This window comes from Bradyrhizobium sp. LTSPM299, assembly GCF_000938235.1.
Lineage (GTDB): Bacteria > Pseudomonadota > Alphaproteobacteria > Rhizobiales > Xanthobacteraceae > Bradyrhizobium.
Map to the genome: position 1 here is coordinate 90535 of NZ_JYMU01000071.1, position 21542 is coordinate 112076.

Annotated in this window: 15 protein-coding genes and 1 tRNA gene; 12 read left to right on the plus strand and 4 right to left on the minus strand. The window is 61.3% G+C overall.

What is annotated here, in order from left to right; all coding sequences use genetic code 11:
* Positions 1 to 13 precede the first annotated feature (13 nt).
* Positions 14 to 5881 carry an ATP-binding sensor histidine kinase gene (locus UP10_RS32540; protein ID WP_502692306.1) on the minus strand — a complete coding sequence of 1956 codons (5868 nt, stop codon included), beginning with the start codon at positions 5879 to 5881 and terminating at the stop codon, positions 14 to 16.
* A gap of 490 nt (positions 5882 to 6371) precedes the next feature.
* Between UP10_RS32540 and UP10_RS32545 the strand changes: the two genes are divergently transcribed.
* The 6 genes from UP10_RS32545 to UP10_RS44725 all read left to right on the plus strand — a co-directional run bounded on the left by UP10_RS32545 (position 6372) and on the right by UP10_RS44725 (position 11511).
* On the plus strand, positions 6372 to 7031 hold the full coding sequence (locus UP10_RS32545; RefSeq protein WP_197086952.1) for an HD domain-containing protein: 660 nt from the start codon (positions 6372 to 6374) through the stop codon (positions 7029 to 7031).
* 102 nt (positions 7032 to 7133) lie between these two features.
* Positions 7134 to 8597: a catalase gene (locus UP10_RS32550; RefSeq protein ID WP_044591274.1), complete on the plus strand. Its 1464-nt coding sequence runs from the start codon at positions 7134 to 7136 to the stop codon at positions 8595 to 8597.
* Positions 8598 to 8691: 94 nt separating this feature from the next.
* The gene (locus UP10_RS32555; RefSeq protein ID WP_044591275.1) at positions 8692 to 9435 is read left to right on the plus strand and encodes an MIP/aquaporin family protein; all 744 of its coding nucleotides are present in this window, start codon (positions 8692 to 8694) and stop codon (positions 9433 to 9435) included.
* Positions 9432 to 9767, plus strand: a complete 336-nt coding sequence (locus UP10_RS44720) for a hypothetical protein (RefSeq protein ID WP_156180446.1) — start codon at positions 9432 to 9434, stop codon at positions 9765 to 9767. The genes UP10_RS32555 and UP10_RS44720 overlap by 4 nt, the downstream gene beginning before the upstream one ends.
* A 181-nt stretch (positions 9768 to 9948) precedes the next feature.
* Positions 9949 to 11082 (plus strand): L-dopachrome tautomerase-related protein, encoded by a 1134-nt coding sequence (locus tag UP10_RS32565; protein ID WP_197086953.1) that lies wholly within the window; start codon positions 9949 to 9951, stop codon positions 11080 to 11082.
* A gap of 348 nt (positions 11083 to 11430) precedes the next feature.
* Positions 11431 to 11511, plus strand: a tRNA-Arg gene (locus UP10_RS44725).
* A gap of 13 nt (positions 11512 to 11524) precedes the next feature.
* Here the strand turns inward: UP10_RS44725 and UP10_RS32570 are convergent.
* The 3 genes from UP10_RS32570 to gspD form a co-directional block, all read right to left on the minus strand.
* On the minus strand, positions 11525 to 12478 hold the full coding sequence (locus tag UP10_RS32570; RefSeq protein ID WP_044591278.1) for an LAPAL motif-containing putative phage structural protein: 954 nt from the start codon (positions 12476 to 12478) through the stop codon (positions 11525 to 11527).
* Between the two features lie 786 nt (positions 12479 to 13264).
* Positions 13265 to 13747 (minus strand): tetratricopeptide repeat protein, encoded by a 483-nt coding sequence (locus UP10_RS32575; RefSeq protein ID WP_044591390.1) that lies wholly within the window; start codon positions 13745 to 13747, stop codon positions 13265 to 13267.
* A 64-nt stretch (positions 13748 to 13811) separates the two neighbouring features.
* A complete protein-coding gene (gspD, locus tag UP10_RS32580; RefSeq protein WP_197086954.1) occupies positions 13812 to 16187 on the minus strand; it encodes a type II secretion system secretin GspD in 2376 nt (791 codons plus the stop codon).
* A gap of 328 nt (positions 16188 to 16515) precedes the next feature.
* Here gspD and UP10_RS32585 point away from each other — a divergent pair, with 328 nt between their 5' ends.
* From UP10_RS32585 to UP10_RS32610, 6 genes are read left to right on the plus strand one after another with little or no spacing between them, the layout of a single operon-like run.
* Positions 16516 to 18195, plus strand: coding sequence for a GspE/PulE family protein (locus tag UP10_RS32585; RefSeq protein WP_044591279.1), 1680 nt, complete (start codon positions 16516 to 16518; stop codon positions 18193 to 18195).
* 4 nt (positions 18196 to 18199) lie between these two features.
* The gene (locus UP10_RS32590; RefSeq protein ID WP_044591280.1) at positions 18200 to 19411 is read left to right on the plus strand and encodes a type II secretion system F family protein; all 1212 of its coding nucleotides are present in this window, start codon (positions 18200 to 18202) and stop codon (positions 19409 to 19411) included.
* Positions 19412 to 19429: 18 nt separating this feature from the next.
* The gene (gspG, locus tag UP10_RS32595; protein ID WP_044591281.1) at positions 19430 to 19939 is read left to right on the plus strand and encodes a type II secretion system major pseudopilin GspG; all 510 of its coding nucleotides are present in this window, start codon (positions 19430 to 19432) and stop codon (positions 19937 to 19939) included.
* Complete coding sequence (locus UP10_RS32600; RefSeq protein WP_044591282.1) at positions 19932 to 20396, plus strand: prepilin-type N-terminal cleavage/methylation domain-containing protein; 465 nt, start codon at positions 19932 to 19934, stop codon at positions 20394 to 20396. The genes gspG and UP10_RS32600 overlap by 8 nt, the downstream gene beginning before the upstream one ends.
* Entirely contained in the window at positions 20368 to 20781 is a 414-nt protein-coding gene (locus UP10_RS32605) for a prepilin-type N-terminal cleavage/methylation domain-containing protein (protein ID WP_082077365.1), read from the plus strand. The genes UP10_RS32600 and UP10_RS32605 overlap by 29 nt, the downstream gene beginning before the upstream one ends.
* On the plus strand, positions 20778 to 21509 hold the full coding sequence (locus UP10_RS32610; RefSeq protein ID WP_044591283.1) for a PulJ/GspJ family protein: 732 nt from the start codon (positions 20778 to 20780) through the stop codon (positions 21507 to 21509). The genes UP10_RS32605 and UP10_RS32610 overlap by 4 nt, the downstream gene beginning before the upstream one ends.
* Positions 21510 to 21542 lie beyond the last annotated feature (33 nt).

The following is a 21542-nucleotide window of genomic DNA, read 5'->3' on the forward strand; positions in this document are numbered from 1 at the left end:
TATGAGCGCAACTTCATGGCGTATTGTCTGCATCCACCGGCAGGGTGAACTGAAACGTCGCGCCGTGGGGTACGTTTGCCGTGGCCCACAGTCGGCCGCCGTGGGCTTCGATGATCGAACGGCAGATCGAGAGTCCCATACCCATGCCGCTCGCTTTGGTGGTGAAGAAGGCGCTAAAGAGGTGGTCCGCATTATCGGCGGAGATTCCAACGCCACAATCCGTTACACTTATGCGCACTTGTGCTTCGTCCTGGCCGGATCGGACCACCAGTTCGCGCGGTCGATCGGTGACCGATTGCATCGCTTCGATGCCATTCATCACCAGGTTGATAATGACCTGCTGCAATTGGACGCGATCAGCCGGGATTACCGGTAGAGCGGGTGTAAACTCCGTTCGCACCGACACCTGGTGGCTGATCAACTCGCCTCTTACCAGAGCGATGGCTTCCCTGCCGACCTCATTAAGGTCGACCGGTGCCTTCTCAAGGTCAGTCTTTTTCGCAAGCAAGCGGACACGTCGGATGACCTCATGCGCTCGATTGGCGTCGTCTATGACCCATTCCACCGAGCGCCGAACTGCGGCCAGGTCAGGAGTTTCGCGATCGAGCCAGCGCAGCGAGGCCTCGGCGTTGGCGATGACGGCGGCGAGTGGCTGGTTCACTTCATGAGCGATAGAGGCTGTCATCTCTCCCAGCGTCGTCACCCGCGTTATGTGCGCTAGCTCGGCCTGCGCCTCGCGCAGCGCCTGTTCGGCGAGATCTGCGCGGATTATTGCGGTAATGTCGGCGCCGGTGCCCCGGTAGCCGAGGAAACCACCTTTCTGATCGAAAACCGGCTTGCCACTCACCCGGACATGCACCAGAGATCCACTCTCGCCCATGGTGCTATACACAAGATCGCGAAATTGCCGATGTGCATCAAGCGTCTCCCGATGCAGTCGCCATTTTTCGGGCTCTGATTCGACGTCAGTCGCAATATCCCAGCGAGCTACGCCCGGCAGGCCGGGCGCGAGGCCGACAGCATTGACGTGCTCCGATATACTGGTAACGCGATGGTCAGGTCCGGTTTCCCAGAGCCAGTCGGAGGCGGTTTCGGCATAATCGCGAAACCGCTGCTCGCTGTCGCGAAGTGCGTGCTCAGCCCGCTTGCGCTCCGTCATGTCGATGACAAAGATAACCCCCTCGTCTTGTTTCCGCTCGAAAAAGGCTCCCCCGACCAGAACCGGCACGCGGCTGCCATCCTTGCGGAAATATTCCTTCTCATACGGCCTGCAGGTCCCGGTCGCGCTCAGCTGGGCAATTGCATCCTGGTCGTAGGCGGTCCACTCGGCAGGCGTCAGCTTGGTCCACCGTATCAGACCCGAGACAAGGTCTTCGCGGCCATAGCCCAACAGGTCGAGAAAGGCGTCGTTGGCTTCGACGATGTGGCCGCGAGAATCTCCGATCATGATTCCGATGATGTTCGAGTCGACCAGACGGCGGATTCTGGCCTCCCGCTCCGCGAGATCGTTGTACAGACGGGCATTCTCCAACGAAATTGCCGCCTGCGACGCCAGCAGTTCCAGCACTGATATCCGGGCGGTTGTGAATACGTGCGGCGCCAGGCTGTTCTCGAGATAGAGCACCCCGATCAGCTTTGACTGCTTTAGCAGCGGCAGACAGAGCACCGACCGGACGTGCTTCTGACCGATGTACCCATCCGCAGAGAAAGGATTCTGCGTGAGCGCGTCATCAAGGATCACGCTTTCCCGTGTCCGGATCACGGTATAGAGCACGGATTCGGGAAGCTCGGCCGGTAACACCGCCGTCGTATCGCGCAGCGTGACTTCGAGCCGGTCGCGGCCGGTTGTCGCTTCCGCCGCGATCCGTAATTCGTCGCCGGAGAACAGAACAAGCAGACCCCGGTCGGCGCCGGCATGCTCAATCGCGATTCGCAGGAGCGTCTTGATGAGCTCATCGAGGACGATCTGGCCGGAAACCGCCTGCGCGGCCTTGAGCACCGTCCCGACATCCAGTTGCTCGACAGGCCTGCCAATAGTGGCGGTGGAAGATGCAGAAACTGGAGCATCGCGGAGATGCGGATGAAGCTGTTCAAGTTGCCGGACCTTGCCATCTGCTCCCCAACGCAGATAGCCGTACCGGGCGTCTTGCAAATACACACGAGCGATCTTGTCGAAGCCTCGCGTCGCATAGAAGCGGGCGGCAAGCTCGTTGGCGAGTGCCTCCTGGTGAACAAAGCCGTAGGCTCGGGCCGAGCGGATGGCCTGTTCGTAGAGGCGCATCGCGTCAATATCGCGGCCATTGATTCGCGCAATCTCGGCGCCGACCAGCGCGGCGCGGTTTTCGAAATTGTCCGGGCAATTCGCCGCCCAGACCTGGAGCTGCTTGTGATGCGCACCGACAGCGTCCAGGTGTTGCTGCAGCTCGCCGTCGTCAGCGGAATCGCACCAGGCAGCCCGAGACAGCGCATCGTACAAGCAATATTCCGCCGTTTCGAATTGTGAGATCGAAGTCCACAACAGCCGTCGTGCTTCCAACGAGGCATCGATGGCCGCCGCGTAGTCGCCAGCAAAGAAGCGCGCCTGCAGTTTGCGGACCCAGTACCAGAACTCGACAAAAGCCAAATCCGGATTATCTGAAAAACGCCGCTCGATCCGAACCTCATTGAACTGGCTATCATCGAACGAGCCGAATGTCGACGTCAGGCCGCGCAGCGTTCGGATCAGTCCAAGCTGGGTGGTGATGGCGTCAATAACGAGCCCGAAACGCATCTTCTGCGCAAACGTAAGGCCCTGCCGGGCTTCACGTTCTACCTCGGCGAGCGGATCGCCCGCCGCGAGAAGGTTTGTGTTCAATTGGTCGCCGCAGTAGGAGGCATAAGTGAGATCGCCGTTCTTGATTGCCGCCTCGAACGCGCGGCGTACCGGATCGCGGCCAGCCCGGACATGTCTCGTCCAGGGCACAACGCCATATCCAAACTCCATATATGTCCTGGCCTGGAAACGCGTCAGTCCGCGTCTTTCGACCAGGTCGTAGCCGAGTTGACCGAAGCGATATACAGCGGTCCGATAGTCTCCGAAACGCGGGCCGGCGACCATGGACAACCATACATAGGCGCTGCAGGAAGCGTCGCAGTTGCCGCGCTCAAGACTGAGATTGACTGCTCGGCAAGCGACCAGGGCAACCAGGTTCGCATCCGTGTACACGGCAGGTGCGCCGATCTTGGTCAGGACATCCAGCGTTGCCAGCGATGCCGCGTCGTTCATCAAAGGCAAATCGACCAGATCCTCGATCGTGCGACTCCCGAGCTGCGACCAGATGCGCTCGTATTCACGTCGCGCCTCCTCGTTCGTCGGATGCGGCGACCAGTCGATGCCCAGATGTCGGAGGTAGTCGAGACCAACGGCGATGGCGCGACTGCTCTGATCAAGGGCCGTATACAGATCCACGCGCAGGCAAGCGATCGTGGCTCGTTCCATGGTATTTGCTGCGCGGGTCGACAGGGTCGCCAGGCGCCGCTCAGCTTCCACCAGCGCGCCGGTGAGAAACTCGCATTCGCTCCGGTGCAGCTCCAGGGCAAAGGTAAGTTCGTGCCGGCGCTCCCACGAGTCTTCAGGCAGCAAGGCCGCACCGGCGGCCAGATAGGTGAGCGCCGATGCGTAGGCGGCAGAGGCCTTGGCGCGACGGCCCGCAATCAGGTTTAGCTCGGCCAGCTGCTCGCGCTCGTCTTGCGAGGTGATCAAGGCGCTGCCGCGGTTGAGTTGATTCGTAATTTCGAAGACGGCCTCTTCGCGTTTCTCCTCAGCGGTATGCGCCGCGAGCAGCCTTCCGATCAGCAGGTGCGCCCTGGGGCGCAACCGTTCGGGCAGAAGTGAATAGGCGGCTTCCTGGATACGGTCGTGGATGAACCTGTACGAGCCGTCCGACTGTGTGACGAATTCCTGACTAACTGCTTCCCAGAGATCCGAACTGACCTCCTCGTTCGGTTTCCCGAGAACGATCGAAAGCATCGTCACTTCGGCGACGTTGCCGAGGCAGGCGAGCTGCTGTAGTGCGGCTTGAGTCTCGAGCGGTAAGCGGGTCAATTTCCCAACCATGAGGTCCACGACGTTGTCGGTGTACGCCTTGGCGTGAACGCGATTGAGCTCCCAGCACCAACGTGCGGCGTCAGGATCGAAGCGGAGCAACTTCTCCTCGGCGAGAGCTGAAATGAACTGTATGGCGAAAAACGGATTGCCGTCCGTCTTCTCGTGCACCAGTCGCGCCAGCGGGGCAGCATCGTCCGGTGCACAGGTCAGCGTATCCGCAATGAGCCGCTCCAGGTCTTTGTGGGAGAGTGGCGCGAGACTAATCTCCACCAACGCTCCCGCCTTGCGGGTAGCATCGACCGTTCGCAGCAGCGGGTGGGAGGGTCCAACCTCGTTGTCCCGGTAGGCGCCGACCAGCAGCAAGTGCCGCACTTCCAGGTGCGTTACCAGATCCTGGAGGAGGTCAAGGGTCGCTGAATCCAGCCATTGCAAATCATCGAAGAACAGCGCGAGCGGATGCTCCGCGCGCGCGAATACGCCGAGGAAGCGTCGGAAAACCATCTGGAATCGATTCTGCGCGTCCTGCGGCGGCAGGTCCGCGATCGGTGGTTGTTTTCCGATGACGAGCTCCAGCTCGGGTACGAGATTCACCATGAGCTGGCCATTCGGGCCCAGCGCCTCGTTTAGGGAGACCCGCCAGCGGCCAAGATCCTCCTCGCTTTGGGTGAGGAGCGAGCAGACAAGATCCCGAAACGCCTGGCCCACCGTCGCATATGGGATGTCGCGCTTGTATTGGTCGAACTTGCCGGACGCGAACAGGCTACGCGGCGGAACGAGCACCTTGTGCAGCTCGTGGACTACCGAGGACTTCCCTATGCCGGAATAGCCGGACACGAGCACGAGTTCGGTGGTGCCTTGGGACACAACCTTGTCGAAAGCTGCAACCAGCGCCGCGATCTCGCGCTCCCGGCCGTAGAGCTTCTCGGGGATCAACAGCCGGTCCGAGATGTCATTTGTCCCCAGCCGGAATGGCTTGATATGGCGGGTCGTCTCCCATTCCGTCATGCACCGCCGGAGGTCGGCCTCGACACCCGCGGCGGTCTGATAGCGCTCCTCGGCAATCTTGGCGAGAAGCTTCATCACGATTGCTGAGAGAACCCCCGGGACGCCTGCGACGCGCTCGTGAAGGGGCTCCGGCTCACGCGCGATGTGGCAGTGCACCCACTCCATCGGATCGGCGGCCGTAAAGGGCAGCTTGCCCGTCAACATTTCGTAAAAGGTGACGCCCAGCGCGTAGAGGTCACTGCGGGAGTCCACCGAGCGGTTCATCCTGCCAGTTTGTTCCGGCGCCATGTAGGCGAGCGTGCCCGCGATCACCTCCGGCGGGGCCGGAGCCTGGCGCTCGCGTGGCAGACGCGAGGCAATGCCGAACCCGGTCAGCCACACCCCATCGCGTGCCACATCAACCAGGATATTTGCAGGCTTGATGTCCTTATGAACAAGACCTCGCGCATGCACCCGGCGCAGCGCCCCCGCAAGCGGGATCGCCATGCGCAGAAATTGCGATATCTCCAATCGTCGGCCAAGCAGTCCATCGAGCGGCGTTCCGCCGGGATCCTCGAGCACCAGGGTCATGCGGCCGTCGTGCTGCGTCAGCGCGATCGGTCGTGCGGCCCAGCCGGCGTCGAGTTCGGCGTTGAGCGCATATTCGTGCTCCAGCCGTTCGACGCTACCGAGCGAGTCTTCTGCCGCGGAGACAAGGAGAATTGGAGACAAGCCGGTTCCAGAGCCGCGGGAGAGAGCAACGTGGCCCTCGCGCAACGGCGAAACTACGTAGCGTGAGAGCTCTTGCACGAGGGCCTCCTGGCAGGAGGACGCTTGGAACTCCAATTAGGATACGTTTGCGTCAGGTCGTCAAGACGGTAGGCATCTGCCGCAGAGTTTCAGGAAATCATCCTCCGAGACGCGGCATCTTTGAAAGTCGCACCGGTTGGCAGGAGCGTCAGGCTGACCAGCATATCTCCAACCTTAAAGCTCATCAGCATAAACCAAGGTATGTGTTGGCCCAAACCAATAGAACGTTGTGGCAAGATAAATCACCACGACATCGAAATCGAGAACCGACGGCGCTCGCGTGACATTCGCGCCTGGCCGCGAGGAGAGCGTGCCGATCGTCGATCGCGCGCGTGCCCTAGAGAGGTGGCGAGATGAAGGATTGTTCGTCGAGCTGCACGTTTTGAAGCGCTTCAGCCCCTGAACCGTCAACCGCTAAGGCTCAACGTGCGCACGATCCCGCAAGTCCACCGATTGTCGTTGTTATTGAAAGCAAACAGGGAGACGCGCAGTGAGCATCAACCTTGCAACGAAGACTGATCTGGCAGGAACGAAAGTTCCAGATAGCAAGCTCGCGCAGGAAATAGCGGAGCTGGTGCGGAGCACCGAGTCGCCGTTGCTGTTTCATCATTCAAGTCGCGTCTACTACTGGGGCGCCCTGGCAGGCAAACGCCGCGGATTGAAGTTCGACCCCGAATTGCTTTATGCGGGCGCGATGTTTCATGACATGGGCTTGACGCTCCAGCACAGCAGCAAGGACAAGCGTTTCGAGGTTGATGGCGCGAACGTCGCCCGGGACTTCCTGCAAAGCCGTGGCATCGCGCAACACGACATCGATACGGTCTGGACCGCAATCGCGCTGCACACGACGCCGGGCATCCCTCAACACATGCATCCGGTCGTTGCTCTGTTGACCGCCGGCGTCGAAATGGACGTGCTCGGAATATGCTATGGCGAGTACAGCAACACGGAGCGCGAGGCCGTGGTCCACGCGCACCCGCGCAGCGCGCACTTCAAGGAAGATATCATCCAGGCCTTCTACGAGGGCATCAAGCACAAGCCGGAGACGACCTTCGGAAATGTAAAGGCCGACGTGCTCGCGGATAAGGATCCGCATTTTTGCCGCGGCAATTTCTGCAGCGTGATCCGCAATTCCGCCTGGCGCGGGTAAGCATCCCGTCTCCTCCGCGGAAAATTCGAGCGGCCGGCGAACGCGCCCGCGAAATCTCATACCTTCATAAGTCCCTCATATCCAGCACTCGGGAACCTTATCATGTCCGAAACGGAACGATTCACCAATGCGACCGGCGCGCCGGTCGCTGACAACACCAACATCATGACCGCCGGTCGACGCGGGCCGGCCCTGCTGCAGGACATCTGGCTGATCGAGAAGCTGGCGCATTTCGACCGCGAGGTGATCCCGGAGCGGCGTATGCACGCCAAGGGCTGGGGTGCCCACGGCACCTTCACGGTGACCCACGACATCACCCGCTACACAAAGGCCAGGATGTTCTCGAAGATCGGGAAGCAGACGCCGATGTTCGCGCGCTTCTCGACCGTTGCCGGCGAGCGCGGCGCGGCCGATGCGGAGCGCGACATCCGCGGCACGGCCCTCAAGTTTTACACCGAAGACGGCAATTGGGACATCGTCGGCAACAACACGCCGGTGTTCTTCTTCCGCGACCCGCTGCGGTTCTCGGACCTCAACCATGCCATCAAGCGCGACCCGCGCACCGGGCTGCGCAGCGCGGACAACAATTGGGATTTCTGGACACTGCTCCCGGAGGCATTGCACCAGGTCACCGTCGTGATGTCCGATCGCGGCATCCCGAAAAGCTTCCGCAACATGCACCTTTTCGGCAGCCACACCTTCTCGATGATCGATGCCGCCAATGAACGTGTCTGGGTCAAGTTCCACTTCCGCTCCCAGCAAGGAATCCAGAACCTGACGGACGCGGAGGCCGAGGCGCTCGTTGCCAAGGATCGTGAAAGTCACGGACGCGATCTGCTCAATGCGATCGAGGCGGGCGATTTTCCGCGCTGGACGCTTTTCATTCAGGTGATGACTGAGGCCCAGGCGAAGACGCATCGCCACAATCCCTTCGACCTGACCAAGGTCTGGCCGAAAGCGGAGTACCCGCTGATCGAGGTCGGCGTGATGGAGCTCAATCGTTACCCGGACAATTATTTTGCGGAAGTGGAGCAGGCCGCTTTCTCGCCTGCCAACATCGTTCCAGGCATCGGCTTTTCTCCGGACAAGATGTTGCAGGGCCGGCTCTTCTCCTATGGCGATACCCAACGCTATCGGCTCGGCATCAACTTCAACCATATCCCGGTCAACGCGCCGAAATGCCCGTTTCGGAGCTACCACCGCGACGGCATGATGCGAACGGAGGGGAATTTGGGTGGAACACTTACTTACAATCCCAACAGCGCGGGGCTCTGGGACAACCAGCCGGATTTTGCAGAGCCGCCCATGCCGATCGAGGGCGACGCGGCGCATTGGGACCACCGCGTCGACGACGACCATTGGGAGCAGCCGGGAAATCTGTTCCGGAAGATGACCTCGGAGCAGAAGCAGCTGCTGTTCGACAATACGGCGCGGGCAATGGGCGATGCCAAGCTGCACATCAAGCAACGTCACGTCGATAACTGCACGCGCGCGGATCCGGCGTACGGAGCCGGCGTGGCGAAGGCGCTGGGCGTCGATTTCAGCCCTCGAGTCGCCGCGGAATAAGCTCGCGGGCTGGCGGTACTCAGTCGTGCCGCCGGCCATCCCCGACCAACGTGTCGTTCCTTGGCGAAACCTGATCGCGTCTCCGGAGCTAACGATGTCCAACCAGATTGCATCTAAATTCCTTGCCGAGTTCATCGGCACTTTCGCATTGGTGTTCATCGGCGCCGGTACCGCGGCCGTGGTTGGAGATGGTGTCGGCCTGTCCGGTATCGTCGCGATTGCGTTCGCCCATGGCCTGACCATCATGGCCTTTGCGTTTGCCTACGGCTCCGTGTCGGGCGGGCATATCAACCCCGCCGTCACTGTCGGAGTGCTCGTAGCCGGCGCAATGGGCGTCGGCGAAGCGATCGGCTATATCGTCAGTCAGCTCCTTGGCGGCGTTGGCGGTGCTCTGCTGTTGCGGATCGTGCTGGGTGGAGCGGAGACCGGTCTCGGCACGCCTGCGCTCGCGCACAATCTTACCCTTGGCATCACATCGCTGACGATTGCGCCTGCGGCCGGCTTCATGATCGAGGCCGTGCTCGGCTTCTTCCTGGTCACCGTCGTGCTCAGCACGGCGGTCGCAGGCCGCGCCGGCAGCCTCGCGCCGCTGGCGATAGGAATGACGCTGACGCTCAATATCCTGATGGGCGGGGCGCTTACGGGCGCTGCCTTCAACCCGGCGCGAGCGCTGGGCCCGATGGTCGCGACCGGCAATTTCACAGATGCGTGGCTATACGTGATCGCCCCAATTGTTGGCGCCATTGTCGCTGCCGTTCTGCACATCGGTCTCGCCTGGCTCGCCCACGAACGGCCAGTGGCCGCGTTAGGGAGCGCCGCCAAGGCACCCGCCGAGTGAAATGCAATTTCGGGCGCATTCGTCGAAATCTTCGTCGCGCGAACGTGTGCACCGAAGCGATTTCTGAATCAGAATTTATTGGCGGAGGGGCCATCGCGATCCGATGTAGCAACACATCGATCAACCCCAATACCACCCAACAGGAGATTAAGATGAAACTAGCATTGATTGGCGCGGTCGCTGTCGCCGCCGTGGCGTTCGTAACTCCCGCCCTGGCGCAGGCCGATGGCGGCTTCTATCGCGGCTGGCAAGACGGGAACGCCACGGCGTCGCGTCCCGCAACCGAGTCCGGCGCATACCGTTATCACGGCGGACCGAAATCAAACAATTGACCAGACGTTCCGCGAAGCTGACCTCGACGCCCAGACTGCCTTTGGGCGTCGGGTCATCAGCCGGTTAGCTATCAAGAAACACTTGGGAAGGCGCGCAGTGAATCCGCACAATGAACGTGTGTCTCTGGGACGCTGTGCGCTTTCAGTCCAGTATCGATAGACGTTTGGTGGATTCATGAGAATGAGAACGATGTTGGCCCGCGCATCCATCAGTGTCTTTCTGGCTGCAGGCATGCTCGCGGCGGCGCAGGATTCTTGCGAAGCGCAAGGCTCCGGCAGAGTCGGCCCACCCCTGGAAGCCGTGAAGACGTTTGGCGATGACTTCCGGCTGGTCGGTATCGGTGTCTCGGCGAAAGGCAGAGTATTCGCGACGGCACCATCCTCGGATGTCCGCTCTCACTTCAGCATGGTCGAGGTTGATCCAAAAACCGGCGCGATCACGCCCTATCCCGACGCTGCCTGGAACAAGTTCAATGAACAGGGTGATGGCAGGTCGGAATGGATTTCCGTGCAAGCGCTGTGGGTCGACAGACTGGACCATCTTTGGGCGCTCGACTCGTCGCTGTCGAAGGTCGATCAGCGGCGGCTGCCGCCGAAGCTGGTCGAGTTCGATCTGTCCTCCAACCGCGTGATCCGGCAGTATGATTTCAACGGCGTGGTCTCGGCGAAGGATTCTCTGAACGACGTGCGGGTCGATACTGTGCATGATTACGCCTATCTTACCAATGCGGGTAACGAGGGCAGCCTGGTGGTGCTCGATCTGAAGACGGGGGTCGCCCGGCAAGTGCTGGTGGGCGACCGCTCGACCTTTGCCGATCCGAGCCAGCACCTGATGATCGGCAACGAGGTCGCGCTGCGGCCGGACGGCTCGGTAAGGGCGACACAGGCAGATGGCATCGCACTTTCTCCGGACGCGCAGTGGCTCTACTATCGTCCATTGACCGATCACAATTACTGGCGCGTGCCCACGTCAGCCTTGCGCGACGCCAAGCTCTCCGAGGCCGAACTTGCCGGCAAGGTGGACTATCTCGGTAGCGCCGCGCTGAGCGGCGGTCTCATCATGGATCGCAACGGTACGCTCTATGCCGGCGATCTCGAACATCGCACCGTGGTGGCACTCACCCTGACTGCGGATAGGAAGCTGCACTCGAGAATCTTTGTCAGAGATCCATCGAAACTGTCATGGGCGGACGGATTTGCGATCAGTGGCGGCTACCTTTACATCGCCGATTCCCATCTCTGGGAGGTGGCGTTCAAGAACAGCCTCCCGCGCTCCGGGCCTTTCACCATCTTCAAGGCGAAGCTTCCGCACTAGAGCGCTTTCGAGCGAAGTGGACACCGGTTCGCGTGAAGAAAATGCGTCAAAACAAGAATCTACAGCTTCGGTTCTGATTCAATCAGAACCGAAGCTGTCGCGGGCATGCTATCGCGTTTCAATCTCCTGTCGCGACGTGCCAACTGCACCAAGGGCGACGTCTGCTGCCTCCCAACCTCCCCCGAGTCGGGGAGAATAGATTGGTCAGGGGCGACTCCGGTCTGCGCCGTGGTCTCATGCAGTTACGCCTCGGTCTCGCGCACGTCCGGTTGGCGGCGCATTAGCGTTTCGAGCAGGCCCAGCGGAATCCTGCGCGGTACGCCAGGCGACAGATCTGCAACATGAGGCAGCTAAGTCATTGCCATTCCGTGGTCTAGGCACGGTTTCCTAAACCGTAGGTCGCATGTTCGAGTCATGCCGGGATCGCCAATTTTTCAATAACTTAGTGGCGTCCGGGCGAGGTGGAGTGACGAAATTTGCTCCGTTTTTGCTCTCGCATTCTCACGGCACTCTCGGAACAGTCTTTGAGCACTTTCGTCACGACAAACGATGCCTGGTCATTGATCCAGACCCCCAGTGCTGCATCGTAGTTTTGCTTGAAGGAAAGTTCCGCATCCAAAGCATCGCCAGCTCCAAGCAGCACCTCACGCCGGTCAACCTCATCTAAAAAGTTCGCATCCGTGATAGGCGCAGAGACAGGTTCACCGTTCCACTCGAAAGACCACTTTCGCTTCGCGTGATTGAGCCACGCCTTGAGGACGAACAAGCGAGCTTTGCGTTTCGTTGACCTCGTTTTCGACTCTTCTTCGATAGTCGTCGGATAACGTGCCACCCTCGGGAAGTCCGCGCGGGGGATTGTGAACTTTGGAGCGGGTTCAGCAATAGAACCTGTGATACCGAAATCTTTCACGTTCTCGTCTGCCTCCAGCGCCGCGAAGGTCTTAGCTAGAGCACTGTGTACAGCTGGGTTTTTCTTGACGTGCTCCGTACCTGCATGCACTTCGGGAGAAGTGATGACGATCGTGTATTTCCCCGTTTTAACGACCGTGCCGTCCTTCTCAATCGTGATTTGAGGTGGCGGGTCGTCCTTGACGTAATTGTCGTAGATGTAGTTCGAGACGATGCCCCAAAAGACAGTACTGACCACGAAGATTAGGCCACCGTAACCTTTCTTGATACGGCGAATACGTACCCTGAAGCTGCCAGTCCCGACTGCTTCAACAGCAAGCTCAATGTCGGTACCAGGCTCGACGGTCGCGCTGATTGCGCGCGCCATGTCGGCAAAACCGATAAGAGCATCCGCGAGCGTATAGGCGTCTATGCTGCCTTCGGGTCCTCCGAAGTGGAGAACGATAACGTCGTCCTCGAAGTCATCAAACCGTAGAGTTACCGCCACCCCCAGCCTGTGGTTGCGGGAACTTAGCTGAAAAACTATAAAAAACGAGAGAAATGACTCCGATTCGAGAGCACGAGGCCTAAGAAGAAAACCGCCCAGATCGCTCGGGGCGGCTTGTTCTTACTGTAGTCGCAGGAGCGACTTGACCCATTGGGTGCGCTCTTCATTGCGCTTATTGGTGTAGGCCTCCACGCAAGAAAGACGGCAGAAGCGGCGGCGGTGGTAGTGGTACATGACCAATCCCAGCTTTCGACCGCAAAACGCGCAAGCGTTCGTCATTCCCGCCTCCCTATCGGCTAGATGACATTCTCGGATGCCAATATCTGCAGCCGAGATACGGTTGCTGGTAGACGTAGAATTGCGGGATGACGGTCTTTTCGATGTGCATGGTGAATCTCCATAGTTACCGCGTCTGCCTTGAGGCACGGGTTTCTACGGACATTCGGCTCAGTTCATTTTAGCACTTAGGCGCGCTTCATCGCCTCAGGCTGTGTGTGGCTGGGCAGGCCTCGGCGAAATGGAACGGCGAGTTTACTCACAGCTATAGGTCTGGAATCCATTGCTGAAGCCAGAACTAAAGGGTCCAGGGCGCAAGTCGCACTTTTCCTGTTCCGTCTTTGACAAAATGCCCATCGCTTTGCGGCATCAACTTGCTTGACGCCGCTCATCAAAGCGTAGACTCTTAATCAGCGGGTCCCAGGCTCGAGCCCTGGTGCGCCCACCAAGCTTTTTAGCAGCTTGGGATCCCCTCAAGAGAGCCATTCCGACAGGCGCAGCGTCTGAAGGTCATTGTCCGCTTACGCGGCCATTGACTAGAATGCCGGGTAGCCAGCTCAGGGCGAGGCGTTGTCCGACGACGATTTCATCACGCGACATCTTTGAGGCGACCGCATCGCGAAACCTCAAATAGGCGTCCCGCGCGCGGCCTTGCGACCGTGCCGCCGCCAGGTTGAGCCATTTGTAGGCCTGGATAACATCCTGATGCACGCCGTGACCTTTGTCGAACATCAGTCCGAGCATGGCTTGGGCGAATGGATCGCCCCGGGCAGCGCCCCGGCAATAGAGATCGAATGCGGCCTGATAGGCCTGCGGGACACCAAAGCCGTGCTCGTACATGAAGCCGAGCCGGCCGAGCGCTCTTGGGTTTCCTCGCGCGGCGAGCGGTGACAGATCCTGCGCGGCGCGGGCATATTCGCCGCGGTCGAACGCCGCCGTGCCGCGGCTGAGCGCATCGGCCTGCGCCGATGGGCCGATGATGACAGCGAGCATGACCGTCGCCGCAGTTGGCAGAGCGCGCCAGACGGTGGACCGGAGCGAGGCCACGATAGCGGCCTCAATGGAAGCTGGTCGTGACTGGGGCATTGCTCGTCGTGGTGGCGATGGTTCCGCGCAGTTTGGACCGAAGCTCTTCGGAGACGAGATGCGCGTCCGTGCCGTCGCGGATGATCTGCGGCCGGATGAAGATGATCAGCTCGGTTCGCTGGGTGCTGTTGGACTGGTGACCGAAGGCATCGCCAAGGCCGGGAATCTGGTCGAGTACGGGGATCGTATTGCGCGCGCCGCTCTGCTGCTCGCTGATCAGGCCGGCGAGCAGCACGGTCTGGCCATTGGCGACCGAGACCTGGCTCTTGACCCGCCGCTCCGAGATGGTCGGCGTCAAATTGGGCGTGCTGGCCGACGTCTGAGGTACGTTGCTGATCTCCTGCTCGATATCGAGTCGCACCGTGCCATTGGCGCTGACACGCGGCGCGACGCGCAGGATGATGCCGGTGTTGCGATAGTCGATGGTGTTGACCACGGTGTTGCTGGTCGTCAGCACGGTGGCGCTGCCGGTCGAAACCGGCACGACGTCGCCGACCTGCAGTGTCGCCACCTGGTTGTCGACCACGACCAGCGACGGGTTGGACAATACCTTCACACTGGTCACGGCATGCAGCGCATCGAGGATGAGGCTCGGCTGCGTCGCGTTACCGACCAGGAAATTGAAACCGGGAAAACTCTGATTGATGAAGGCATTGGTGAGCGAGCCCGCGACCGAGGCGAGGCCCGTGGTGGCATCGGTAGTGGTCGCCGGCGCCGTTGTCGCCTGGGTGTTGAGGATCGATCCGGAGTTCGGCTTCAATCCCAGGTTTTGCCCGGTGATGTAGGCCTGGACACCGTAGGACAGCGAATTGTTGAGCGTCACTTCAGCGATGGTGGCGTCGATCGCAACCTGTAGTTGCGGCTGGTCGAGTTGCAGCAGGGTCGATTCGATAATGCGGTAGTTGGCCTGGTCGGCGTAGATCAACAGCTTGTTGTTGGTGGTGTCGGGGGTGATCCTGACATCCTGCAGCATGGATTGGCCATTGCCGGACGTCGCACCACGTCCGGAATCGAGCGCTGCGGTGTTGCCGCCGCCGGGATTTGCGCCCTGGGTGCCCTGCGCGCCATTCGTGCCTTGCGAGCCGAAACCAGGTGTGGTTCCACCGCCGGTCGCGCCGCGTCCGGCAAAGCCGTTCGTTGAGGCGGAATTGCCTGCGGTCAGCGACAGGCGATCGGCGCTCGACGTGGCCGACGTGCCCGATCCCGGTGCGACTTGATTGTCAGCGCTGTCGAGCAGGCTCGATGCGCCCGAGCCGCCTAGGAACATGTCGGTCAAGACGCGTGCGATCTGCCGGGCGTCGCCGTATTTGACCCGATAGACATGAACAGTAGTCCGCGCGGTGTCGGCGCGATCCAGCCGCTTGATCCAGGTCTCGGCGGTGCGCAACATGTCCGGGCGCTTGCTGACCACCATGATGGCGTTGAGGCGGGTGATCGGCTCGAATTTTATCACGTTCTGGCTGAGACCGTTCTCGCCAGAATCCACGATCTTCTCCAGTTCCGCAATGATCGGTGCCGGCGGACCGCTCGCGACCGGGAAGATGCCGACCGATTGGCCGCGCATCCAGTCGACATCGAAGCTCAGCGCCGTGTCGACCGCGGTACGTCGCTCGGCGCCAGTGCCCTGGATCAGAAGTAAATTGCGCGTGGTGTCTGCGCGAACGGTTCCGGCTCGGGTGGCAAAGCTGTCCATCAGTTTCAACAGGGTTGATGCCGAGACATATTGCAATGGCACCACCGACACGCCGTAACCGGGCTCGGGGTTGGCGGCGGCCGAATCGACCCGGCCGGCGCCCACTGCATCACCAAGTGGCGTGAGCTTGTAGCCGGACGCATCGTGTAGCAGCACGACGCCGCTCAGCCGCAATGCTCCCTCCAGTACAAATATAATGTCGGATTTCGGCACCGGACGTACCGAAACCAGGCTGACCGTGCCCTGCACCCGTGGATCAATGGTGTAGCCGACTCCCAGGATGTCACCGAGCACGACCTTCGCGACCGTCGCAACCGGCGCGTTCTCGAAGTTCAGGTCGAAGCCGTTGCCGCTCGACGTGGGCTGCGGGCGAGCATCGGAGACGGCGGTGACTTCAGCACCTTCGTAGATCGCACCGGTGCCGGCGCGGTTGCTGCCGGATGCGGCGGCCACGGCGCCGACCGGTTGCGGCTGGCGCGGCATGAGATCGATCGAACGGACCTTGTCAGTGATATCGAGCTGCGAATTGTCGACGCTCGAACCGACGGTCGCGGAATTGCACGACGCCAATAGAACCAGCGACGATAGAACGAAGGCGGCACCGACGCTGCGGCGCGTGATTCGATGATGGCCAAGCCTGTCGACGCGTACCATAAGACTTCGCCATTCCGACCGCCGGTGTTCGCAGATCGTCGTATCGATCTGCTTGTGTCACCCGTCCGGGAATGAATACTTAGCGATCGAACATGACAGAAATAAATTGTTCGCTCGATTAGATGACAGTCCGTCGGCGTGCGTTGATTCCAGAACACACTCGTCCGACACATCTATCTGCTGAACTTTTTTTGAGCGGCTGTTGCACGAGCAGCTTCGTACAGCTGTCATAGTTCAGGTCAATAACGTCGCAGTGCTGGCTCCGCGCGCACCGCCTTCGGCGATCCCGTGACGAGCCGGTTGAAAGTTTGTGCGACCGGAACAACGGATGGCCAGCGACTTGTCCTCGGAGTTCGTGGAGTATCTCCGTCAGGGCAGGCATTTGACGGCGGTTGACGGACGCGGTGATTCCACCGGTCAAACTGATGCTGACCAGCGGCAGGCCAAGCTATGGGAACTGGTGGACCTGCCGGCAGGTGAATTCGCCGAGCAGGCTGCGCGGTTCCACGGTCTCGACCGGGTCGCGCTGCAGGACATGATGTCAGCGGTTTCGCTGGCGGCATCATTCTCGCCGCGCTTCCTGCGGGAGACCTTGGTGTTTCCCTATCGGTCGCCACAGGGCGACGTCGTGCTCGCAGTCGCCGACCCGACCAATCTATCCGCGCAGCGCGCGGCACAGATCGTGCTCGGCAAGGGAGTTGCGATCAAGGTTGCAACCTTCGAGGACCTTGCGGTCGTTCTCGACCAGCGTCTGGACCAGCACGAGACGGTTCCAGGCGATGCCTTGCCGGCGCAGTTCCGCGAAGACGACATCGAAAGTCTTCGCGATCTCGCCAGCGGCGCGCCGGTGGTGCGGGCTGTCAACGATCTGCTTGAAAAGGCGGTCGAATTGCGCGCGAGCGACATTCACATCGAGCCGTTTCACAAGGGCTTCGCGGTGCGCATGCGCATCGATGGTTTGCTGCGGCAGGTCTCGGCACCGGCGAACGTGCTGCCGCAGGCGGTGATATCCCGCATCAAGATTGTCGCCAATCTCAACATCGCCGAACGCCGTCTGCCGCAGGATGGTGCCGCGCGCTTGAGGGTCGGCCGCGTCGACGTCGATATCCGCGTTGCGATCATGCCGATGCAGCACGGGGAGGCGGCCGTGATCCGCATCCTGCCCAAGGATCGTGGCCTCCTGGTCGTCGAGAAGCTGGGATTTTCACCGCCTGACGAAACGCGGCTGCGCCGGCTGTTGAAACTGCCCCACGGCATGATCATCGTCACCGGCCCGACCGGCAGCGGCAAGACCACGACGCTCGCTACCGTGCTGTCAATTCTCAACGAGCCGATCCGTAAAATCCTGACCGTCGAAGATCCCGTCGAATACGAGATCCCCGGCATCAACCAGGCGCAGGTCAAGCCGGCGATCGGACTGACCTTCGCGGCGGCGCTGCGTTCCTTCGTTCGCCAGGACCCTGATGTGATCATGGTCGGCGAAGTCCGTGATTCCGAAACCGCGCATGTGGCGGTGCATGCGGCGCTGACCGGACATTTGGTGCTCACCACGCTGCATACCGAAACGGCTGCGGCTGCGGTGCCGCGCCTGCTCGATCTCGGCGTCGAAGGCTATCTCCTGCGTTCGGTTTTGCGCGCCGTGGTTGCGCAGCGCCTGGTCCGTCAACTCTGCGAGCGGTGCAAAACGACGCGCCTCCTTGCCGATGCCGACTTCACCGACGATCCTCGATTGACCGCGTTCGGCTTCCACTGCGGTGACGTGATCCACGAACCCTGCGGCTGCGACCGTTGCGCGGGCACCGGCTATCGTGGCCGTCTCGGCGTCTTCGAGGTCCTGGAGCTGACCGACGAGCTTCGCGAGCTGATTGGCGAGAAAACCGATGGTCTGAAGATCGACACATTGGCGATCCGTGGCGGCATGACCACGATGCTCGACGACGGTATCGCCAAATGCCGCGCGGGATTGACGTCGCCTGCCGAAATCCTCCGTGTCACAACCTTGCGGTGATCGCGTGCCTGAGTTCCGCTACCGGGCCCTGACACAGAACGGCGAGATTGTGAATGGCACGATCTCGGCGACGACCGCAGCGGAGGTTGCGCGTCGCATCGAATATCTGCGGTTGTTGCCGATCGAGACCGTCGAGAACAAGCGCTCGCCCTCGAGTTTGGCGGCCTACGGTCTGTTCGGCCGGCCGAGTGCTGCCGAGATCACGACTTTCACCCGCGACCTCGCGCTGTTGCTGAAGGCTGGCGCCCGGCTCGACGATGCACTTGAGCTGATGGCAGGCGATGCCGATGTCGGGCGGTTACGTCCGGTGGTCAGCAAGATCCGGGCCTCGCTGCTCTCGGGCGAAAGCCTGGCCGATGCCATCGCCGGCCACCCGGCGCTGTTTCCGCCGATGTATGCCGCGCTGGTCCGTGTTGGCGAGATCTCCGGCACGCTGGATCAGGTTTTGGAAATGCTCGGCGCGGAGCGGGCACGATCGGAGCAGATGCGGCGCAAGCTCACGGATGCGATGCAATACCCGGCTTTTGTGCTGGTCGCCTCGGCCGGGGTCATGCTGTTCTTCATCCTGTTCGTGCTGCCGCAATTCTCGTCGGTGCTGCAGGATTTCGGCAGCAAGTCGGATACGACACTGAGCAGCTTCATCAAGCTGTCGGAGTTCCTGCATGCAAATGCGACGCCGGCATTGCTGGCGACCGCCGCGATCATCGCCGGCGGCTGGTGGCTGTTGCGGCGGCCTGGAGTGCGGGCAGCGATCCTGAGCGGATTATCGAGCCTGCCCGGCGTCGGCGGCATTTTCCAGTTCCATCGGAGCAGCCTGTTTTGCCGGAATCTCGGCGTCCTGCTCGGCAGCGGCGTCAATCTGACCGAGACCTTGCGTATCCTGGTCGACATCATGGCCGTAACCGGAAACGAGCAAGGCTGGAGCGCGGCGGCTGATCGTGTCCGCCACGGCGGAAAGCTCTCAGACGCACTTGCGGTCGCCAACAGCCTGCCGCCGATGGCGGTACGCATGCTGCGGCTAGGCGAGGAGACCGGGCAGTTGCCGACACTGGCTGGCCGCGTCGCAGAATTCTATGAAGCCAAATTGCAGCGCAGTCTCGATCGCGTCGTCGGCATCGTCGGACCGCTCGCCATCATCTGCATCAGCACGGTCGTGGGGGGCTTGATCGTGTCGGTCATGACCGCGTTGCTGTCAGTCACTCAACTGGTCGGTTAGATCAAAGGTTGGTTCATCATGATATCGCTCAAGGACATCGGCCGACACATCGTCGAAAGCAGCGGGCAGGGGCCGCTCGAGCCGAGAGACAGGCGGCTGGAAAGCCAGGCCGGCTTCACCCTGGTCGAAATGCTGGTCGTGATTGCGATTATCGGCCTGATCATGGGGCTGATTGGTCCGCGCGTCCTCAACTATCTCAGCGAATCCAAGGTCAAGGCCGCACGGATCCAGCTGCAGAGCTTTGTCACCGCTCTCGATCTCTACTATCTCGACGCCGGCCGATATCCGTCGAGTGCGGAAGGACTGACCGCGCTGGTACGGCCGACTTCGGGAGTGGCCGCCTGGAATGGGCCCTACCTGAAGGGCGGCGGCGTTCCGAACGATCCCTGGAGCCACGTCTACGTCTATCGTTCGCCGGGTGAGCGCGGCCCTTATGACATCGTCTCCTACGGATCTGACGGCCAGGAAGGCGGCAGCGGGACCGCCGCCGACATCTCGCTCGAAAATCTGTCCGCCAAAAATGAATGACCAGGCAGAACAAGGCTTCACGTTGCTCGAGATGGTTTGCGTGCTCGCGATCATCGCGCTGCTTTCGGCCGTGTTTCTGCCGTTCATTCCACATGAAACGTCGCGCTCCCGCCTGCAGGGCTATGCCCTGCAGGCGGCGACATTGTTGATGGCGGACCGCGATGCTGCGATCCGGCGCCACATCAGCATCGCTGCGCTGGTCGATGCGGGCGGGCGCACGATCAGGTCCGGCGCCTCGCAGGCGGCGATCCGGATTCCGGATGACGTGCATTTCGAGGCGGTGCTGCCGCAGACCTGTCACCGGCAGGCGGCGTTATCGACCATTCGCTTCTTCGCAGATGGCATGTCGTGCGGCGGCACCATCGCGCTGGCGCGCTTCGATGCGGCCTATGAAGTTCGCGTCAACTGGCTGACCGGGAGGGTCGAGATTGTATCCCGCGACATCGGCATCAACTGAGCGGCGCGACGCCGGCTTCACGATCCTCGAGGTGCTGGTGGCGCTGGCGCTGGTGGCTGTCGTGATCGTCGCGATCGGATCGGTGATGGCGAGCAATGTGCGCGGTGTCCGCGCCATCGGGGCGCATGTTGCGCTGACGCAGGCCATGCGCACGGCGATGGCTGCGGCGATACCGCCGCGCGAGCAGCTTCAGCAGGGAACATCGTCGGGGCAAGCGGACGGCTATCGCTGGACGGTGGACGTCGTCCCACTTGGCGGCGACTGGACGGTTCCCGATTCCGCCGTGGCCTGGGTCCCTGAGCTCGTCAGGGTTCGTGTGAAGTCGCCCAGCGGGGTGACCTCGGATATTCGTACGGTCCGCCTGATGAAGAGGGCGTCCGAATGACCGTGGCGGAGACCGGTTCGCGCGCAAGGGAAGGTGGCTTTACGCTGATCGAAGCCATCGTCGCGCTCGCCCTGATGAGTCTCGTGCTGTCGGCGCTTGTCAGCGTCGCGGCGCAATGGTTGCCGAACTGGAACCGCGGCCTCGGCCGGATCCAGCGCGACGAGGCGATCAGTACCGCGTTGCAACGCATTGCGGCCGACCTTGCCGCGGCCGAATATGTCCCCGCCAATCGTGAGTCTCGCCGTCCGCTGTTCGTCGGATCGGAGCTGTCGGTCACCTTCGTGCGCACAGCGATTGGTCCGAATATCGGACAGGGACTCGATGTCGTGCGACTTGGCGAGACGACCGACCGGCTCGGATTCGTCGCGGTTCGCTCGCGTACGCGATTTGCGCCGCTGCCGCTCGGCTCGACACTGTCCGAGCAGTTGCATTTCGGTGATCCGGTGGTGCTGCTGCGCGCGCCGTTCCGGCTGTCCTTTGCCTATGCGGGACCGGATCGAGACTGGAAAAGCACTTGGCGCGACGCCGGGCGATTGCCGGCCATGATCAAGGTGACCGTCCGCGATGCTGGGAGCCAGCGCGTGCTGCAGGTGTCGACCATTGCATCGATCCACGCTCAGGTTCCAAGCGACTGTACGCGGCCGGACGGCAACTGCAACGACAAGACCGATCAGCCGAATGCCGCCGACACCTCCGTCCGGACCCTCGCCGCCGGGCAGGGAGGTTAGCCATGAGGCGGTCTTCCGTCCAGGATTCGCAAC